Annotated in this window: 16 protein-coding genes and 1 pseudogene; 8 read left to right on the forward strand and 9 right to left on the reverse strand. The window is 72.1% G+C overall.

Annotated elements, in window-relative coordinates; genetic code table 11:
* Positions 1-52 precede the first annotated feature (52 nt).
* Positions 53-505: pseudogene (locus ACIPJI_RS05605) on the reverse strand (DUF3574 domain-containing protein).
* Positions 506-852: 347 nt separating this feature from the next.
* On the opposite strand from ACIPJI_RS05605, the gene ACIPJI_RS05610 reads away from it, so the two are divergent.
* The gene (locus ACIPJI_RS05610) at positions 853-2226 is read left to right on the forward strand and encodes an amidohydrolase (protein WP_402244608.1); all 1374 of its coding nucleotides are present in this window, start codon (positions 853-855) and stop codon (positions 2224-2226) included.
* 97 nt (positions 2227-2323) lie between these two features.
* Here the strand turns inward: ACIPJI_RS05610 and ACIPJI_RS05615 are convergent, their stop codons facing one another.
* Positions 2324-3076: a DUF2293 domain-containing protein gene (locus ACIPJI_RS05615; RefSeq protein WP_402244610.1), complete on the reverse strand. Its 753-nt coding sequence runs from the start codon at positions 3074-3076 to the stop codon at positions 2324-2326.
* 35 nt (positions 3077-3111) lie between these two features.
* Between ACIPJI_RS05615 and ACIPJI_RS05620 the strand changes: the two genes are divergently transcribed.
* Positions 3112-4080: a D-2-hydroxyacid dehydrogenase family protein gene (locus ACIPJI_RS05620; protein WP_402244611.1), complete on the forward strand. Its 969-nt coding sequence runs from the start codon at positions 3112-3114 to the stop codon at positions 4078-4080.
* A 39-nt stretch (positions 4081-4119) separates the two neighbouring features.
* Here the strand turns inward: ACIPJI_RS05620 and ACIPJI_RS05625 are convergent, their stop codons facing one another.
* Both ACIPJI_RS05625 and ACIPJI_RS05630 read right to left on the reverse strand, forming a co-directional pair.
* On the reverse strand, positions 4120-5073 hold the full coding sequence (locus ACIPJI_RS05625) for an IS481 family transposase (protein ID WP_402244613.1): 954 nt from the start codon (positions 5071-5073) through the stop codon (positions 4120-4122).
* Between the two features lie 121 nt (positions 5074-5194).
* Positions 5195-5653, reverse strand: a complete 459-nt coding sequence (locus ACIPJI_RS05630) for a hypothetical protein (RefSeq protein WP_356623971.1) — start codon at positions 5651-5653, stop codon at positions 5195-5197.
* Positions 5654-5842: 189 nt separating this feature from the next.
* Between ACIPJI_RS05630 and ACIPJI_RS05635 the strand changes: the two genes are divergently transcribed.
* Both ACIPJI_RS05635 and ACIPJI_RS05640 read left to right on the forward strand, forming a co-directional pair.
* On the forward strand, positions 5843-6325 hold the full coding sequence (locus tag ACIPJI_RS05635) for a cupin domain-containing protein (RefSeq protein WP_307705805.1): 483 nt from the start codon (positions 5843-5845) through the stop codon (positions 6323-6325).
* Positions 6326-6363: 38 nt separating this feature from the next.
* A complete protein-coding gene (locus ACIPJI_RS05640; protein ID WP_402244616.1) occupies positions 6364-7002 on the forward strand; it encodes a uridine kinase in 639 nt (212 codons plus the stop codon).
* Positions 7003-7007: 5 nt separating this feature from the next.
* Here the strand turns inward: ACIPJI_RS05640 and ACIPJI_RS05645 are convergent, their stop codons facing one another.
* Both ACIPJI_RS05645 and ACIPJI_RS05650 read right to left on the reverse strand, forming a co-directional pair.
* Positions 7008-7889 (reverse strand): carbohydrate kinase family protein, encoded by an 882-nt coding sequence (locus ACIPJI_RS05645; RefSeq protein ID WP_402244618.1) that lies wholly within the window; start codon positions 7887-7889, stop codon positions 7008-7010.
* On the reverse strand, positions 7886-8797 hold the full coding sequence (locus tag ACIPJI_RS05650; RefSeq protein ID WP_402244620.1) for a pseudouridine-5'-phosphate glycosidase: 912 nt from the start codon (positions 8795-8797) through the stop codon (positions 7886-7888). Before ACIPJI_RS05650 ends, ACIPJI_RS05645 begins: the two co-directional genes overlap by 4 nt.
* Before the next feature lie 263 nt (positions 8798-9060).
* Here ACIPJI_RS05650 and ACIPJI_RS05655 point away from each other — a divergent pair, with 263 nt between their 5' ends.
* The 3 genes from ACIPJI_RS05655 to ACIPJI_RS05665 are packed head-to-tail and all read left to right on the forward strand — an operon-like array spanning position 9061 to position 12730.
* Positions 9061-10410: a discoidin domain-containing protein gene (locus ACIPJI_RS05655; RefSeq protein WP_356623974.1), complete on the forward strand. Its 1350-nt coding sequence runs from the start codon at positions 9061-9063 to the stop codon at positions 10408-10410.
* Between the two features lie 2 nt (positions 10411-10412).
* The gene (locus tag ACIPJI_RS05660) at positions 10413-11693 is read left to right on the forward strand and encodes an MFS transporter (protein ID WP_402244621.1); all 1281 of its coding nucleotides are present in this window, start codon (positions 10413-10415) and stop codon (positions 11691-11693) included.
* Positions 11690-12730, forward strand: a complete 1041-nt coding sequence (locus tag ACIPJI_RS05665; protein ID WP_402244623.1) for a TolB family protein — start codon at positions 11690-11692, stop codon at positions 12728-12730. Before ACIPJI_RS05660 ends, ACIPJI_RS05665 begins: the two co-directional genes overlap by 4 nt.
* A gap of 102 nt (positions 12731-12832) precedes the next feature.
* Here the strand turns inward: ACIPJI_RS05665 and ACIPJI_RS05670 are convergent, their stop codons facing one another.
* The 3 genes from ACIPJI_RS05670 to ACIPJI_RS05680 form a co-directional block, all read right to left on the reverse strand.
* Positions 12833-14107: an MFS transporter gene (locus ACIPJI_RS05670; protein ID WP_402244762.1), complete on the reverse strand. Its 1275-nt coding sequence runs from the start codon at positions 14105-14107 to the stop codon at positions 12833-12835.
* A gap of 108 nt (positions 14108-14215) precedes the next feature.
* Positions 14216-14746: a methylated-DNA--[protein]-cysteine S-methyltransferase gene (locus ACIPJI_RS05675; protein ID WP_356623979.1), complete on the reverse strand. Its 531-nt coding sequence runs from the start codon at positions 14744-14746 to the stop codon at positions 14216-14218.
* 81 nt (positions 14747-14827) lie between these two features.
* On the reverse strand, positions 14828-15709 hold the full coding sequence (locus ACIPJI_RS05680) for a glycerophosphodiester phosphodiesterase (RefSeq protein ID WP_402244625.1): 882 nt from the start codon (positions 15707-15709) through the stop codon (positions 14828-14830).
* A 292-nt stretch (positions 15710-16001) separates the two neighbouring features.
* Between ACIPJI_RS05680 and ACIPJI_RS05685 the strand changes: the two genes are divergently transcribed.
* Entirely contained in the window at positions 16002-16868 is an 867-nt protein-coding gene (locus tag ACIPJI_RS05685) for an MHYT domain-containing protein (protein WP_307705797.1), read from the forward strand.
* Positions 16869-16889 lie beyond the last annotated feature (21 nt).

Here is a 16889-nt window from a genome sequence, read left to right on the forward strand (position 1 = left end):
GGCGTATCGGCCGTCACGTGACGGCGTGGCGGCCGGCCGTCAGAGGGCCGCGTCAGAAGTCCGCCAGCGTCGGTTCGTCGAGCCTGGCGACCGAGTCCTGGCCGTACGCGGCGACGTACGCGTCACGGATCCTTTCGATCTGCGGGTCGCGGGTACGGGCCTAGGCCGCCGGATACAGCAGGATGAGTTCGTACGACCGCTCCCGCTCGACCACGCCGTTGGAGTCCCGCCACTGGCCGCGGCCCTCCTGGATCGTCAGCCCTTCGGGGAACTGGGGCGTGAGTCTGCGGTCGACGAACGTCATGAACTGCGCGTCCGTCACGTCAGGCCCGCCGTCCGGCCGTTTTGTGCCGAAGAACAGCCGGGTCTCGAGGTACGCCTCACCACGCGCCGCCACCGCTGCCGTCGCGCGGGGCTTCGCGGCCGCTCCCTCGTCCAGCGTCGCCTGCGCGGCCGGTGCGCCGACGGTCAGCACGGCGACTGCCGCGCCGGCGACGGCGAGCAGCGTGCGCCGCGTCCGGTTCTGCTTCTGGTTCTCCCTCTGGCCCCGGCTCTGGCTCTGGCTCTCCACGAAGGTCGGCACGGTTCGGAACCCTTTCGTGGAAACGTGGCCCGGCACTCGCCGGTGCAGATCACTGTGGCCACCGGCAGGTCCGTTCGCCCGCAGGACACGGGCTTCGACCGGATTCCACCCGCACGAGGACCGCGGCGCGAACGGCCGGAGCAGGCAGACACAGGCCGGAGCAGGCAGACACAGAGGCTAGGCCGGCCGGTGGTGCCGGGGGAGCCGGGCGGAGAACCCGGGTAGGACGGGGACGGACCGCCCCTGGACATCGACAAAGGAGCACCGGGATGACTTCAGCGGAGCGTGCGGATCGTCCACCGGCAGCGGACCTCGTGATCGCCGGATGCACCGTGCTGGTGCACGACGAGGGCGGCGGCCGGATCGACTTCGTCGACGACGCGGCGGTCGTGGTCCGCGACGGCGTCATCGACGCCGTGACCACGGCCGCGGCCGTCGCGGACCTCCCCGCCGCCGAACATATCGACGGTCGGGGCCAGTTGGCCATGCCGGGCCTGATCAACTGCCATACCCACACGCCGATGGTCGCGCTGCGCGGCATCGCGGAGGATCTGCCGGTGGAGGAGTGGTTCAACGACTGGATCTGGCCCATCGAGTCCAACCTCACGGAGACGGTCGTCGAACTGGGCGCCCTGCTGGCCTGCGCGGAGATGATCAGGGGCGGCGTCACCACCTTCGCGGACCACTACTTCGCCATGGACCGGGTCGCCGCGGCGGTCACCCGTAGCGGCATGCGGGCGAACCTGGGCTGGGGCTACTTCTCCAGCCAGGGCGCGGAAGGACGCGAGCGTTCCCTCGACTTCGCCCTTCGCGTGGCCGGTGCGGCGGACGGCCGGATCACCACGTCCCTCGCGCCGCACGCCCCGTACACCGTGGATGACGAGGACCTCGCCGCCACCGCACGGCTCGCCCACGAGCACGGGCTCATGGTCCATCTGCACGCGGCCGAGAACAGGGCGCAGACCGACCACAGTGTCGAACGGCACGGGCTCACACCCGTCGAGGTGCTCGAGCGGACCGGGCTGCTGGAGACCGATCTGCTCATCGCGCACGGCACCGGGATCACGGACGGGGACCTGTCGGTGCTGCGGCGCGCCACGGGCCGGATCGCGGTCGCCACCGCGCCGCGCGGCTACCTCAAATTCGGCTGGGACACGACCCCGATCCGGTCGCTCGCCTCGATCGGCCTGCCCGTGGGGCTGGCGACCGACGGCGCCGCCTCCAACAACACCCTCGACGTGTGGGAGTCCATGACGCTCACCGCGCTCGTACAGAAGTCGACGGAGCGTGACCCGGCCTGGCTGACCGCACGGCAGGCCCTCGACCATGCCACCGCACAGAGCGCCCGGGCGCTGGGACTCGACGACCGTATCGGGGCGCTGGCACCGGGCAGACGGGCGGACCTGATCCTGGTGGACCTCAGCGGACCGCACACCCAGCCCCTGCACGACCACGCCGCGACCCTGGTGCACAGCGCGCGCTCCTCGGACGTGCGCACGACGATCGTGGACGGCAGGGTGCTGATGCGCGACCGCCGTCTGCTCACCCTCGACGTGCCCGCCATCACCGCCGAACTGGCCCGTGAACTGCCCGCGTTGACTCGACGTCGACAGGGCAGGCGCATCCAGGAGTACGACGGTTAGGACAGCCGGAAGGTGTGGAGCCCTTCGAAAGCTCGCACACCCGACGGGGTGAATACCTCTTTCAGCTGTACCGCCGGTTTGCCGCTCCCATGGGTTCCTAGGGCCTGCCCGGAGCGGCCCGGCCCAGCGTCCCTGGGTCCGGCTCCTGGGACACGGTGCCAAGAGGCTCCCCGCCGTCCTGGGCCGTCCCGGCCTCGTCCGGGTGCCGTTTCCAGGACGCCAGCACGGCATCGATCTCCCCGGCCAACCGGGCGCGTGCCTCTTTGCGGGGCACACCCGTCATCAGCAGGGCGTCGTAAGCCGTGTCGAGGTGCCGCACGGACGCGCGTACCGCGGCCGTGACGGCTCCCTCCTCCAGGGAGCGGCCGGCCGCCGTGCGGCCCACACGCCCGCTGCCCCGGGCGGAGGTGTGGGCCGCGATCCCGGCGGCGCGCTCCTCGGGGCAGCCGGGGAACAGCTGCCGTATCCGCGCGGCCAGTTCGGCGGCGAAGCGGACGTCCGCGGCGGCCCGGCGGGCCGCTTCCCGCTCACGGCGGCGCCGCCGGACCTCGGCGTCGGCGAGGCACGCCGACTCGGCGCGGGCGAGTGCGCGCTCCTCGACGAGCAGGCCTTGGCGCTCGTAGCGGCCCCGGCGGCGGTTGCGCCGGACCACCACCGCCCACAGGGCACTCGCCTCCCTCGCCCGCCGGGTGAGCGCGGCGTCGCCACGGGGCAGATACACGAGGTGGCCGAGATCGGCGCAGTCGAGACAGACCGGCACGCCGGACTCGAGAAGATGCATCGGCAGCGGGCCCCTGCGGCACTCGGCGCAGTGCCTGCCCTTGAGCGGCTGGATCACCACCAGGTCCATGTCCCCTTGGTACCCAGCGGATACGCTCCGATCCCATGACGCTCAACTGTGCCGTACTCGACGACTATCAGGATGTCGCGCTGTCCATGGCCGACTGGTCATCACTCGAGGGCAGCGTCGAAGTGCGTTCGCTCCGGGAGCACTTCGGCTCGGAGGAAGAGGTGGCCGCGGCGGTCGGCGACTGCGAGATCCTGGTCGTGATGCGCGAGCGGACGCCTTTCCCCGCGTCCCTTCTCGACCGGCTGCCACGTCTGCGGCTGCTGATCACCTCGGGCATGCGCAACGCGTCGATCGACCTCGAAGCCGCGGCCCGTAACGGTGTGACCGTGTGCGGCACCGCCAGCAATTCGGAGCCGCCCGCCGAACTGACATGGGCGCTCATCCTCGGACTGGCGCGCCATGTGGTCACGGAGAACGGCGCCCTGCGCGACGGAGGCCCGTGGCAGTCCACGGTCGGAGCGGACCTGCACGGTCGTACGCTCGCGCTTGCCGGCCTCGGGAAGATCGGTGCGAAGGTCGCCGCGGTCGGCCGGGCGTTCGGCATGGACGTTCTGGCCTGGAGCCGGAACCTCACCGAGGAGCGAGCCGCCGAACACGGCGTCCGGCGTGCCGGGTCGCTCGGGGAACTGCTCGAGGTCGGCGACTTCGTCTCCGTGCACCTGCAACTCGGTGAGCGCACACGGGGACTGATCGGGGCCGGGGAACTGAAGCGGATGCGGCGGACCGCCTACCTCGTCAACACCTCACGGGCCGCGATCGTCGATCAGGAGGCGCTCGCGATGGCCCTGCGCGAGGGCTGGATCGCCGGGGCGGGCGCCGACGTCTTCGAGGAGGAGCCGCTGCCCGCCGGCCATCCGCTGCGCACGGCCCCGAACTTCCTCGGCCTGCCCCACCTCGGCTACGTCACCCGCCGCAACTACGAGGGGTACTTCGGGGAGGCGGTCGAGGACATCACCGCCTATCTCGCGGGCAGTCCCGTCCGTACTCTGGCGCTGCCCTCCTGACGGCTTCCGTCCGGATCGGGCCGGATCCGGACGAGGGCCCTAGCTGTATTGCCCTGTGAGGTTGGGGACGCGGCTGGCGGGTGGGTTGCCTGCGAGTCCGGTGTGTCCGCGGTGGTGATTGTAGGTGTGCAGCCACTGGGGGAATGCTTCGCGTCGTTCCTGCTCTGAGCGGTAGGGGCGGGCGTAGGCCCACTCGTCGAGCAGGGTGCGGTGGAGGCGTTCGACCTTGCCGTTGGTCTGCGGCCGGTAGGGACGGGTTCGCTTGTGCGTGATCCCGGCTGCGGCGAGGGCGTCGCGCCAGAGGCGGGACTTGTAGCAGGAACCGTTGTCGGTCAGCACGCGTTCGACGGTGATTCCGACACTCGCGAAGAAGCTCTGGGCGCGGGTCCAGAAGGCGGTCGCGGTCTCCTTGCGCTCGTCGCTGAGGATCTCGCTGTAGGCGAGGCGGGAGTGGTCGTCGACGGCAGTGTGGATGTAGCTGTAGCCGGCGCCGGAACGGGTCTTGCGGCCGGCGTGTCGGCCAAGGGTCTTGTGGCCACCGCCGACGGGGATGTTGCCGAGCTTCTTGATGTCCACGTGCACCAGCTCGCCGGGCCGGTCGCGTTCGTAGCGGCGTATGACCCGGCCGGTCGCGCGGTCCAGGTGGGCGAGTCGGGCCAGGCCGAAGCGGGCAAGGACGCGGTGGACGGTCGAGGGCACCAGTCCGAGCAGATGCGCAATGCGGGCCGGGCCCCACCGGCGCGTGAGCCTGACCTTGATGATGCGACGCTCGGTGCGGGACGGGGTGCGGCGCGGGCTGGTGAGCGGGCGGCTGGAACGGTCGGCCATACCGGCCTCGCCGAGCCGGCGGTAGCGGTCGGCCCACCGCTGAGCCGTGGTCGGCGAAACCTGGAAGCGTTCGGCAGCCCGGCGAAGAGGCCAGCCGTCCTCGACCACGCAACGGGCCAGGCGCAGACGGCCGGTCTCGGTCAGCGGTGCATTACGGTGGGGCACGAGGGCCTTTCTGGTTGGTGTAGACGTCGCAATCCACACCGAACCCGGAAGGCCCTCATCTGTTCAAGATCCCTCACCCGAGACCTGGCTCACCCGTCCACAACCTCCCCGGACAGAACACCTAGCGCACGCTCGGCGCCGCGGCGCCGATGAACTCCGACAGCGTCTCCCGCGCCTGCTCGGACCGGAGCGAGCGGTCCGCTTCGTCGGGCGCCTCGTGCAGACAGTTGGTGAGCTCGAACGCTGACGCCGCCAGCGCCAGGGCCTGCGGGTCTTCACACACCAACTGGACCCGGATCAAGGCCTGATGGGCGCTCGAACGCAGCCGGTACGAATCGATGCGGGCCTCTTCGGCGACGGTGCTGCCCGGCGACTCCAGCGCCCGGTGCCAGCGGTCGTTCTGGCCACGGCGGTAGTCGACGAGCGCGCCCGCGAAGGCGCTGTACGCGGAGATCCGCTCCTGGCGCAGTTGCTCCGCCCGTGCGAGGACCGCGGTGCGTTCCGCGGTCTGGCGCTGGAAGAAGTGGGTCGCCACCGACCCGAGCAGGGTGCCGATGACCGCGATGAGCGCTGTCCACATGTGGTGCTCCCGGACTTGACATGTCGTTCGAGGGTGCGGCTCAGCGCCGGTCTCTTCTCCGGCTCCGGGCACGAGCGAATCAGATCACCGCGGTGGAGAGATGCGTCAAGTCCCCAGTGCCGCACTACTCCCGGTAACGGCTGATAGCTTGAGGCGTTTGCCGGAGCGAGGACTCGGAGGGGACCAGCCATGCGTGGCTTCACGGTGATGGGCAAGCGGTTCGACATACGTACGGCGCTGGTGCTGACGGGCTGCCTGGCGGCGCTGGCGGTCGTTCCGTCCGCCGCGAACGCGACCCCCGGCAGCGGGGTCACGGGAACGGTCCTGGCCCAGGGCACGTCCGACGACTCGCTGAGGATCACGGCCAAGGGGCGCACGGACGTGGTCGTCCGCACCCTCACCATCGCCCCCGGCGGCACGACGGGGTGGCACCATCACCCCGGCCAGGTCCTCGCCGTCGTCCGGTCGGGCACGCTGACCCGCACCCTGGACGACTGCTCCCTCGAGGTCACCGGTCCCGGCGGCGCGATCCTGGAACCGGCGGGCGCCCGCCACCGCCACCTCGGACGCAACCTCGGCACGGAGCCGGTCGTGCTGTACGTGACGTACTTCCTGCCCGCCGGCAGCCCGCTGTCGGTGGACGAGGACGCGCCGGACTGCGCGGCCGGATAGCCGGCCGCCGTGCCGGGCCGGTCGGTGAGGATGGGTGTGTGCGACTCGAACCGATCACCTGGGAGCGGCTGGCCGAGAATTTGGCCGAGCGTGTCCTGAGAACGACCGCCTCCGACGGCAGCCCCTGGTTGCGCGTCGGTGTGGACGGCGCCCCGGCGTCACGGCCCGGCGAGCTCGCGGGGCTCGTCGGCGAAGCGCTGCGGGTGCGGGGGCGGGGCGTCGTCGTGGTCGGCACGGGCGGGTTCCTGCGGCCCGCGTCGCTCCGTTACGAGTACGGGCGCGAGGACCCCGACAGTTACTACAGCGGCTGGTTCGACACGGGCGCGCTGTGGCGCGAGGTCTTCGGGCCGCTGGAAGCCGGCGGCAACGGACGGGTCCTGCCCGATCTGTGGGACCCGCTGACGGACCGGGCCACCCGCAGTCCGCACGTCGAACTGACGCCCGGCGGGGTGCTGTTGCTGCACGGGCCGTTCCTCCTCGGCCACTGGTTCCCGTTCGACCTGACCGTGCATCTGAGGCTGTCTCCGCCCGCTCTGGAACGCCGGACGGACGAAGGCGAACGCTGGACGCTCCCGGCGTACGCCCGGTACGAGGAAGAGGTCGGACCCGGTGACACGGCGGACATCCTCGTACGGGCGGACGATCCACGGCATCCGGCCTGGTCGGCCGCCGCCTGACCGGTTCAGGGGCGGCCGCCGATCAGCGCCACGGCCTCCGCACCGGCCCGGCAGCCCTCCTCCGCGGCCGTACGGGCATCCGCGCCCGCCAGTCGCGCGGCGAGAAACGCACCCGTGAAGGCGTCACCCGCGCCAGTGCTGTCCAGGACCTGGGCGGCAAGGGACGGGAGGCGGGCGGTGACCGTGCCGGCCTCGGCGACCAGCGCGCCCCCGGCGCCGAGCGTCACCACGGTCAGCGGGACCGACCGGCTGAGTTTCACGGCGGCGTCGGCGGGGTCGGGCAGACCGGTCAGCAGCCGTGCCTCGTCCGTGTTCGGCAGCAGGACGTCCACGCCTTCGAGGTCCGACAGCAGCCGCTCGACGCCGCGTTCGCGGATGAAGCCGGCGGATGCCGGATCGACGCTCACCGTGACACCTGCCTTCCGTGCCGCGTTCATCGCCGCGAGCGCGGTCGCACGGCTGGTGCCGGAGAACAGCAGATAGCCGGAGAGATGCAGATGGCCGACCCCTTCGAGCAGCTCGGGGGACCAGTCGGCCGGGCACAGCCGCGGTACGGCGCCGCTGTCCGTGAGGAACGTCCGCTCCGCGGTGCGGTCGACGAGCGCGACGACCGTCGCGGTCGGCACCTCGTCGTCGGGCACGAGCAGCGGCCGCACGCCGGCCGTCCGCAGCCGTGCCGCGTGCCATTCCAGGTCGGCGACGCCCGCACGGGCGAGCAGCCGTACATCGCGGCAGCCCCGGTACGCCGCCCAGCACGCCACGTTCGAGCCGGCGCCGCCGGGCAGGATGCGGATGGTGGCGGGGGTGTCCGTGCCGTGCGCGAGCGGGTCGCTGTGCCGGGCCACGACGTCGGTGACGACATCCCCCACGACGAGAAGTCCGGTCATGCGTATGCCGCTGCGATCCGTGCCGCGAGCCGGACATTGCCGCGCACGGCCGCCAGGTTGGCCTCGAGGGACGCGCCGTCGGTGTACCGCATCAGCCGCTCGAGGAGGAACGGTGTGACGGCCTGACCGGTGACGCCCTCTTCGCGCGCCTCGTCGAGCGCCCGCGCCAGCACCCGGTCGTGCAGGGCCGGGTCCAACTGCTCCTCCACCGGGACGGGGTTGGCGACGATCAGCGAGGAGTACGGCTCGGCGAGGGCGTCCTTGGCGCGCATCACGGCGGCGACCTCCTCAGGGGAGTCGACGCTCCAGTCGACCGGTTCTCCGGAGGAGGCCAGATAGAAGCCGGGGAAGTGACCGGTCCCGTAGCCGATCACGGTCACCCCCAGGGTCTCCAGCCGTTGCAAGGTGGCCGGGACGTCCAGGATCGACTTCACGCCCGCGCAGACCACTGTGATGCCCACCTGGGCGAGCAGCCGCAGGTCCGCCGACTCGTCCTGGGTCTCGGTCCAGCCCCGGTGCACGCCGCCCAGGCCACCGGTCGCGAAGACCCTGACGCCGGCCAGGCCGGCGAGGAACGCCGTGGCGGAGACGGTCGTCGCGCCGCTCGCGCCCGTGGCGACGGCGGGAGCGAGATCGCGGTGGCCGAGCTTGCGCATTCCGGGATCGCCCGCGACCCGTTCCAACTCGGCCTTGGTGAGCCCGACATGGGGCCTGCCGTCGAGCACGGCGATGGTCGCGGGGACCGCGCCGCCCGCACGGACGAGGGCCTCCAGCTCCGTCGCGACGGCCAGATTGCGGGGACGCGGCAGTCCGTGCGCGATGATCGTCGACTCCAGGGCCACGACGGGCACTCCGGTATCGAGGGCTTCCCTTACCTCTTCGGACACCATGGCTGCGGTCTTCGGCATGTCCCATCCCTGGCGCGAGGGAGCGGGGCGCAAACCTCGGGTGGACGGGGAACGCGATGATTGGAAGGAAAGTTTACTGACAACCATTGACAGGGGCATGGCCGCTTGCCACCATCCCGGCAGCGGCTTGGCGCGGCGCCCGACCTCATGGGCGTGACGCGCTCAGCGAGAGCTCTGACCCGGCCGCTGTACGCCGAGCCCTGCCCGGGCGCGGCGCGTCGCAAGGAGTCCAGCTCTCGCCGTCCCCGTCCAGGGAGCCAGGTATGCGCCTGACCGCCTCCACCCCACCACGCCGGACCGCGGTACTCGCCCTCTCCGCCGTACTGCTGCTGATCGCCGCCGTTCTCATCGCCCGTCCCGGCCAGGCCGATGCCGCCGGTACCGGCACCGTCGCCGCGGACCCCCTCATCTCGCGCGGCAGGACCGCCACCGCCTCGTCCCTCGAAGGCTCCGGCTTCGCCGCGTCCAACGCCTTCGACGGGAACACAGGCACCCGCTGGGCCTCCGCCGAGGGCCAGGACCCCCAGTGGATCAGCGTCGACCTCGGTGGCGCCGCCACCGTCTCCCGGGTCACGCTCAACTGGGAGGTCGCCCACGCCCGGCAGTACCGCATCGAGATGTCCGCCGACGGCGCCGCCTGGACGCCCATCGCCACCGAGACCGCGGGTGACGGCGGTACGGACGAGTTCACCGGCCTCGCCGGCAAGGGCCGCTACCTGCGCGTCCACGGCACCGCACGCGGCACCCAGTACGGCTACTCGCTCTGGGAGATCGACGTCTACGGCACGGTCGGCGGCGGCGAACCGCCGACCGGCGCGTTCACCGTCGTCGCGGCGGGCGACATCGCCGCCCAGTGCACCGCGTCCTCGAGCTCCTGCGCCCACCCGAAGACCGCCGCCAGGGCCCAGCAGATCAACCCGAAGTTCTATCTGACGATGGGCGACAACCAGTACGACGACGCCCGTCTGTCCGACTTCCGCAACTACTACGACAAGACCTGGGGCGCCTTCAAGTCGAAGACCCGGCCGGTGCCCGGCAACCACGAGTCGTACGACCCGGCGGGCGAATTCGTGGGCTACAAGCAGTACTTCGGCGCCATCGCCTACCCGCAGGGCAAGCCCTACTACAGCTACGACGAGGGCAATTGGCACTTCATCGCCCTCGACTCCAACACCTTCGACGACTCGTCCCAGATCAGCTGGCTCAAGGACGACCTCGCCCGCAACAGCAAGAAGTGCATCGCCGCCTACTGGCACCATCCGCTCTTCAGCTCCGGCGGACACGGCAACGACCCCGTCGGCAAGCCTGTCTGGGACATCCTGTACCGGGCCAAGGCGGATCTCGTCCTCGGCGGCCACGACCACCACTACGAGCGCTTCGCGCCGCAGGACCCGGCCGGCCGGGCCACCGCCGACGGCATCGTCCAGATCGTCGGCGGCATGGGAGGTGCCGAGCCCTACGCGATCGAGGAGATCCAGCCCAACAGCCAGAAGCGCATCAGCGGCCCGTACGGCGTGCTGAAGCTGGACTTCACCGACACGACGTACCGCTGGAGCTATGTGGGCACCGACGGTTCCGTCAAGGACACCAGCCCCACCTACACCTGCCACTGACGATGTATCTGGCCACCACCGGCCGGCCTGACACGCCGCCCGCTCCGGGATCAGCACCCGGGGCGGCGCGGCGGGTCCCCGGCACCGTGATCGCGCTCGGAGCGGTCAGCCTCGTCACCGACATCTCCTCCGAGATGGTCACCGCCGTGCTGCCGCTCTACTTCGTCCTCGGACTGGGCCTGACGCCCCTCCAGTTCGGCTTCCTCGACGGCCTGTTCAACGGCGTGACCGCCCTGGTACGGCTCGCCGGCGGCCACGCCGCCGACCGGGGCGGCCGGCACAAGCGCGTCGCCGGGGCCGGCTACGCGCTCTCCGCCCTATCCCGGCTCGGGCTGCTGCTCGCGGGCGGCGCGACCGGAGGCATCGCCGCCGCGCTGGCCGCCGACCGGATCGGCAAGGGCATCAGAACGGCCCCCCGCGACGCGATGATCACACTCAGCAGTCCGCCGGAGACACTGGGCCGGGCCTTCGGCGTCCACCGCGCCATGGACACGACCGGAGCGCTGCTCGGCCCGCTCGCCGCGTTCGGGCTGCTGTGGGCGACCGCGGACGCCTACGACGCGGTGTTCGTCGTCAGCTTCTGCACAGGGCTGCTGGGCGTGGTGCTGCTGGCCGTGCTGGTACCGGGGCACGTCACCCTGCCCGCCTCCAGCCCCGCGCCCACCCTGGCCCCGAGCCTTCCCCGCGCCCGCCGTTCGGTGTTCGAGCCGCTCCGAAGTCCCGCCTTCTGCCGCATACTCGCCGCCGCCGCGCTGCTCGGCGCGGCGACCATCGGCGACGCGTTCGTCTACCTGCTGCTGCAGCGCCGGCTGGACGTGGGGGTGGTCTGGTTCCCACTGCTGCCGCTCGGCGCCGCGGCCGTCTACCTGCTGCTCGCCGTCCCGGCCGGCCGTCTCGCCGACCGCGTGGGCCGCCGGGTCCCGTTCCTGTGCGGGCACGGGTCCCTGCTCGCCGCCTACCTGCTGCTGCTCACGCCGATCAACGGCACGGTCCTCCTCGCCCTCGTACTGGTTCTTGTCGGCGCCTTCTACGCGACCACCGACGGCGTGCTGATGGCGCTCGCCGGACCCCTGCTGCCCGCAGCCCGGCGGGCGAGCGGCCTGGCGCTGCTCCAGACGGGCCAGGCGGTGGCCCGGCTGATCGCCGCCGCCGGATTCGGCGCCGCGTGGACGTTGTGGGGCCCGAGGCCCGCGCTCGCCGTCGCCGCGGCCGCGATGCTCACCGCCCTGGTGCTCGCCCGGGCCGTTCTGCCCCGTAGGGAACAGGAAAGGCAGTCGTCATGAAGCCGCCCCCGCCCCGGTCCACGCGTCGGTCCCCGTCCACGCCCGGCACCCGCAGACGGATCGGCGCGCTCGTGCTCGCCACGGTGGTGCTGGCGGGCGTCGCCGTCGGATACACGGTGAACGCGTCGGGCCGCGGCGAGCGTCCGGCCGCGGCGGAGGAATCGTTCGAACTGGCCGGCCCCCGGCTGTACTTCCGCAGCACCCAGGAAGGGAACGGCCGCATAGCGCACCGGCCCGCGGCGGAGCAGGCACCGGACGCGCCCCGCACGACCGGCGGCCCCTCCTGCGACCGCTTCCACGCGGCGGGCGGCACCGCGCTGTGTCTCCAGCGCCGTCCCGGCGTGCCGCCCCGCGCCTACGCGGTCGTCCTCGACCGCCGGCTGCGCGAGACCCGTCGCATCGCGCTGCCCGGAATCCCCGACCGGGCCCGGGTGTCGGCGTCCGGACGCATGCTGTCGTGGACGATGTTCGCCGTGGGGGACTCGTACGCCGGCTCCTCCTTCTCCACGCGCACCTCCATCCTCGATCTGCGCACCGGTTACCTGGTCAAGAACATGGAACAGATCCCTCTCACCGTCGACGGCCGCCGCTACCACGCGCCGGACGTCAACTACTGGGGCGTCACCTTCGCCCGCGACGACAACCGCTTCTACGCGACCGTCTCGTCCAAGGGACGCACCCGTCTCGTGGAGGGCGACATGCGTACCTGGTCCGCGCGGGCGCTGCGCGAGAACGTCGAATGCCCCTCACTGTCACCGGACAACCGGCTGATCGCCTTCAAGAAGAAGACCGGCGGTGGCGACCGAGGCCGGCCGTGGCGACTCCACGTCCTCGACCTCAAGACCATGCGCGAGCATCCCTTGGCGGAGACGCGCGGCGTGGACGACCAGGCGGCGTGGCTCGACGACGACACGATCGCGTATGCGCTGCCCCGGGAGGACGGGCGGGGCACCGACGTCTGGACGGTCCCCGCGGACGGCACGGGCCGACCCCGTCTGCATGTGGCACGGGCGTCGTCACCGACGCCGGTGCGGTGATCGGCGTGGGGGAGGCAACTCAAGCCCCTCCGGGGCCGTCTCCCACGGCCCGCCAAGGACAGGGGGAGGCAGGGAAAGCGCCTCGCCCAGCCGCCACGCCCCCTACGCCGGGGCCACCGCCCTGCGCACCGCCAGCCCCGCCATCGGCAGCAACAGCACCACGCCCACCGCGTTCAGCCATCCGTACCCCGCCTGCGCCACCACCAGGCCCGCCGCCGCGCCGCCCACGCCCGCCGCCGTGTTCATCGCCAGGTCGGACAGGCCCTGGACCGCCGCCCGCGTGGGCTGCGGGACGGACTCGGTGAGCAGCGTGGAACCGGAGACGAGTCCCGCCGACCAGCCGAGGCCGAGCAGGAACAGCCCCGCCGCGGTCTGTCCATGGTTGCCGCCGGCGGTTCCGGCCAGTACCGCGGCCGCGCAGAGCAGGCCCGCCGCCAGCCCGATGACCGCGAGCCGTCCGACGCGGTCGGCGAGCCGTCCCATCACCGGAGAAAAGGCGTACATGCCCGCGATGTGACCGCTGATGACCAGGCCGATCAGCTCGATGCCGGCCCCGTGGTGGCCGAGCGCGACCGGCGTCATCGACATGATCGACACCATGGCGGTGTGCGACACGGCCACGGTCACCAGCGCCAGCCGCGCCATGGGGGACTCGCGCACGGCGAGCAGCCCGGCCTTCAACGACCGGCCTTCGGGGGAGCGGTCGGCCGGGGACATCGCCCGCGCCGTGAGCAGCGGGTCGGGCCGCAGCAGGACGAGTACGAGGACGGCGGAGACGAGGAACACCCCGGCCGCCCAGAGGAACGGCCCCGCGGCCGGCGGGATGCCGAGGCCCGCCACGCTCCGGCCGGCCGGGGAGGCGATGTTGGGCCCGAGTACCGCGCCGATGGTCGTCGCCCACACCACGGTGGAGATGGCCCGGCCCCGCCGCTCGGGCTCCGCGAGGTCGGCGGCCGCGAAGCGGGCCTGGAGATTGGCGGACGACGCGGCTCCGAAACCCGCCATCCCGACCAACAGGAGCGGGAAGTGGTCGAGGACGGCGGCGACCACGACCACTCCCGCGCCGAGCGCGCCGATGAGGTAGGCCAGCACCAGGCCGGGCCGGCGGCCGCGCGCGGTCATCAGGGCGGCCAGCGGCACGGAAAGGAGCGCGGTGCCGGCGACGGTGGCGGTCGGGGCGAGACCGGCCAGGGCCTCCGTGCCGCTGACCTCGTGGGCGAGCACCGTGGCCAGTGCGATGCCGGTGGCGACCCCGAGCCCGCCGAGGATCTGGCTGGCGATCAGCACGGCGTTGATACGCCTGCGTATCGCCGGCAGTTCGTCCACCGCCACGGCGGTCTTGGATACTTCGGGTATGTCAGGAGCGTCGGACGGCATGGTCACCGACGCAGTGTCTCAGAACGGAACGCGGGGCGGACCTGCCGGGCAGATCCGGGAAGCAGCCTTGTCACAGTGCTCCGCACCCTCGGACAGGCCTGCGCACCCTCAGAACAGAGGCTGCGGCAGCACACCCTCGAGCGCCAGCAGCTGCCGCTTTGTCTCCAGCCCTCCGCCGAAGCCCCCGAGCCCGCCGTCCGTCTCGACCACCCGGTGGCACGGCACGACGACCGGCAGCGGATTGGAGCCCATCGCCGCTCCCACCGCCTGTGCCGCGCCCGGCTGGCCGACGCGGGCCGCGAGCTCCCCGTATCCCACGACCGTCCCGTAACCCACGCCGGCCAGCAGCTCCCGCAACACCTGCCGGTTGAAGCCGGCCGAGAGCGACCAGTCCAGCGGCAGGTCGAACGTGCGCAGCGTGCCCGCGAAGTAGGCATGGAGCTGGCGTATCGGCTCGGCGAGCCGGCCCGCCGGGTCCTCGACGGGCTCGGCCCCCAGCCGGTCCGCGAGCCGCGCGAGCATCCGGTCCCGAACGGCCGGCCCGGCGTGGAAGGCCACGCTCACCAGGCCCTCGTCGGTCGCGGCGAGGAGCAGCGGGCCGATGTCCGTGCCGGTCACGGCCCACTCGAAGGTCTTCATGCCGACCACCGTACGGCGGGCCACTGACAGCCGGGCCCCGCACGGCCGGCCGTACGGCGACGGTCGGTCGGTCGGCGTCGGTCAGCCGACGGCGTCCCGCACGATGTCGGGGTTGTTGGTGATGATCCCGTCCACACCGAAGCCGGCCACGCGCGTGGCGGCCGCCGCGTCGTTCACGGTCCAGGTGCTGACCCGCAGCCGCTTGCCGTGCGCGCCCTTGAGGGCGTGCACCGCGGCGACGTACTCGGCGCTGAGGGACGTGTGCGTGGGGTTGATCTGGTCGGCGAAGGCCGCGTACGAGGGCAGGTCGGCGACCGCGGGGGTGCCGAGGAAGCCGGTCGTGATGTCGGGGCGCTGCTGGTGCACCGCCCTGACGCTGTCCGCGCCGAAGCTCTGGATGACGAGCCTGCTGCGCACATGACTCCGGTCGAGCCAGCCCTCCTGGCCCAACACGCGCAGGGTGTCCTTCTCGATGCCCGGGTAGAGCTCCGGCTTCTTGATCTCCAGGAGCAGCTTCTGGTTGTTCTCGTCCACGCGCTCGAGGTACTGCTTCAGCGTCGGCACCCGGGCGCCCGCCCACTCGGCGCCGCGCCAGCTGCCCGCGTCCAGGGTGGCGATCTCCGCGGCGGTGAAGTCCTTCACCTTCCACGGCGCGCGGTCGGGGAAGCGCTGCTCCACGTCGGTGGTCCTCGCGAGCGAGTCGTCGTGCATGACGACGAGCTCACCGTCCTTGGTGCGCTGGACGTCGTTCTCCACCCAGGCGAAGCCCATCTCGTCGGCGAGGTCGACCGCTGCGAGGGTGTTCTCCGGTGCGTAGGCGGACGCGCCGCGGTGAGCGATCACCTGAGGCGCGTCGTCACGGCCGGCGGCGGACTGCTCGGTTCCTGCCGCGGAGCCGGGCAGCACCAGCGCGGTGAGTCCCACAGTCGTGGCGGCCAGTACAGCGACGGGGCGTGCGTACACGGGTTCTTCCTCACGTCGTCGGATCACGGACGGGCCGAGAGTGGCAGTTCCCGGCCAACGAGGCACAGGCGAAGTATGGCCACAAGGTGAACGGGTTCGCCCCTGGGCGGTCTTGGGTGTGGTTCCGAGTGGGCGGACGCGGTGACCGGGTCGACAAATCTCTGTGAAGACGTCTGCCCGCACTTCCGTGTGCGGTTGCGAGAGCCGTACGCTCGCCCAGAACCAGACGTTCCATCCAAGATCGCGGGGATCGTAGGGCGCCGGGGATCGCACGGGACGAAGGGTGCACGGGATGCAGGGCACGGTGGACGGTTTCGGCTACGGCCTCGTCACCCCGGTGGCGGCCTATCTGATGGCATGCCTCGGAGGAGCGCTGGGACTGCGCTGCACCACGAGGTCCGTACGCGGGGAGGGCTCGTTCCGGCCGGGCTGGCTGGCGCTCGGCGCGACGGCGATCGGCTCGGGCGTCTGGAGCATGCATTTCATCGCGATGATGGGCTTCACCGTCGAAGAGGTCCCCATCGGCTACGACAAGGCGACGACTTTTGCCAGCCTGGCCGTGGGCATCGTGATGGCGGGCATCGGGATCTTCATCGTCGGCCACCGCGGCGCGACCCGGATGTCCCTCGTCACCGGCGGGACGATCACCGGACTCGGGGTGGCGTCCATGCACTACCTGGGCATGGACGGTATGCGACTGGCCGGACGCATCGAGTACGACACCGTCACGGTCGCCCTGTCCGTCGTGGTCGCCGTCGTCGCGGCCACCGCGGCGCTCTGGGCAGCGGTGTCCGTCCACGGCTTCATGGTCAGCCTGGGGGCCAGCCTGCTCATGGGCCTCGCCGTGAGCGGAATGCACTACACCGGGATGGCCGCAGTGAGCGTCCATGTCCACGAAGCGGTGGACGCCGCTGTCGTCGGCGACCCGCCGGCCGAGCTCCTCGCCCCGGTGCTCGTCGGCCCCGCCGTGTTCCTGCTGATCGCCGCCATCGCGGTCCTGTTCGACCCGCTGCTGGTGACCGGCGGGCCGGACCGGCCCGGGCGCGGTGACGGCAGGGCGCTGCGCCCCGACCTGTCCGCGCCCAGGGTCCGGCGGCCCGCCGCCCGGGCCTCGGTACGGGGGGCCGGGCGGGATCCCTGGGGAGCGGACCGCCGCTGAGGCGGCCGGTCCGCCACCGTT

Origin of the sequence: Streptomyces sp. NPDC086835 (genome assembly GCF_044745705.1) — a bacterium.
In the GTDB taxonomy this organism is placed as follows: Bacteria; Actinomycetota; Actinomycetes; order Streptomycetales; family Streptomycetaceae; genus Streptomyces.

Excerpts from the sequence above, each read along its gene's own strand:
- ACIPJI_RS05645 (WP_402244618.1), bottom strand. The coding sequence starts at position 7,889 with ATGACCGGACTTCTCGTCGTGGGGGATGTCGTCACCGACGTCGTGGCC.
- ACIPJI_RS05660 (WP_402244621.1), top strand. The coding sequence starts at position 10,413 with ATGTATCTGGCCACCACCGGCCGGCCTGACACGCCGCCCGCTCCGGGA.
- ACIPJI_RS05665 (WP_402244623.1), top strand. The coding sequence starts at position 11,690 with ATGAAGCCGCCCCCGCCCCGGTCCACGCGTCGGTCCCCGTCCACGCCC.
- ACIPJI_RS05675 (WP_356623979.1), bottom strand. The coding sequence starts at position 14,746 with ATGAAGACCTTCGAGTGGGCCGTGACCGGCACGGACATCGGCCCGCTG.
- ACIPJI_RS05610 (WP_402244608.1), top strand. The coding sequence starts at position 853 with ATGACTTCAGCGGAGCGTGCGGATCGTCCACCGGCAGCGGACCTCGTG.
- ACIPJI_RS05650 (WP_402244620.1), bottom strand. The coding sequence starts at position 8,797 with ATGCCGAAGACCGCAGCCATGGTGTCCGAAGAGGTAAGGGAAGCCCTC.
- ACIPJI_RS05685 (WP_307705797.1), top strand. The coding sequence starts at position 16,002 with ATGCAGGGCACGGTGGACGGTTTCGGCTACGGCCTCGTCACCCCGGTG.
- ACIPJI_RS05635 (WP_307705805.1), top strand. The coding sequence starts at position 5,843 with ATGCGTGGCTTCACGGTGATGGGCAAGCGGTTCGACATACGTACGGCG.
- ACIPJI_RS05620 (WP_402244611.1), top strand. The coding sequence starts at position 3,112 with ATGACGCTCAACTGTGCCGTACTCGACGACTATCAGGATGTCGCGCTG.
- ACIPJI_RS05670 (WP_402244762.1), bottom strand. The coding sequence starts at position 14,107 with ATGCCGTCCGACGCTCCTGACATACCCGAAGTATCCAAGACCGCCGTG.
- ACIPJI_RS05655 (WP_356623974.1), top strand. The coding sequence starts at position 9,061 with ATGCGCCTGACCGCCTCCACCCCACCACGCCGGACCGCGGTACTCGCC.
- ACIPJI_RS05615 (WP_402244610.1), bottom strand. The coding sequence starts at position 3,076 with ATGGACCTGGTGGTGATCCAGCCGCTCAAGGGCAGGCACTGCGCCGAG.
- ACIPJI_RS05630 (WP_356623971.1), bottom strand. The coding sequence starts at position 5,653 with ATGTGGACAGCGCTCATCGCGGTCATCGGCACCCTGCTCGGGTCGGTG.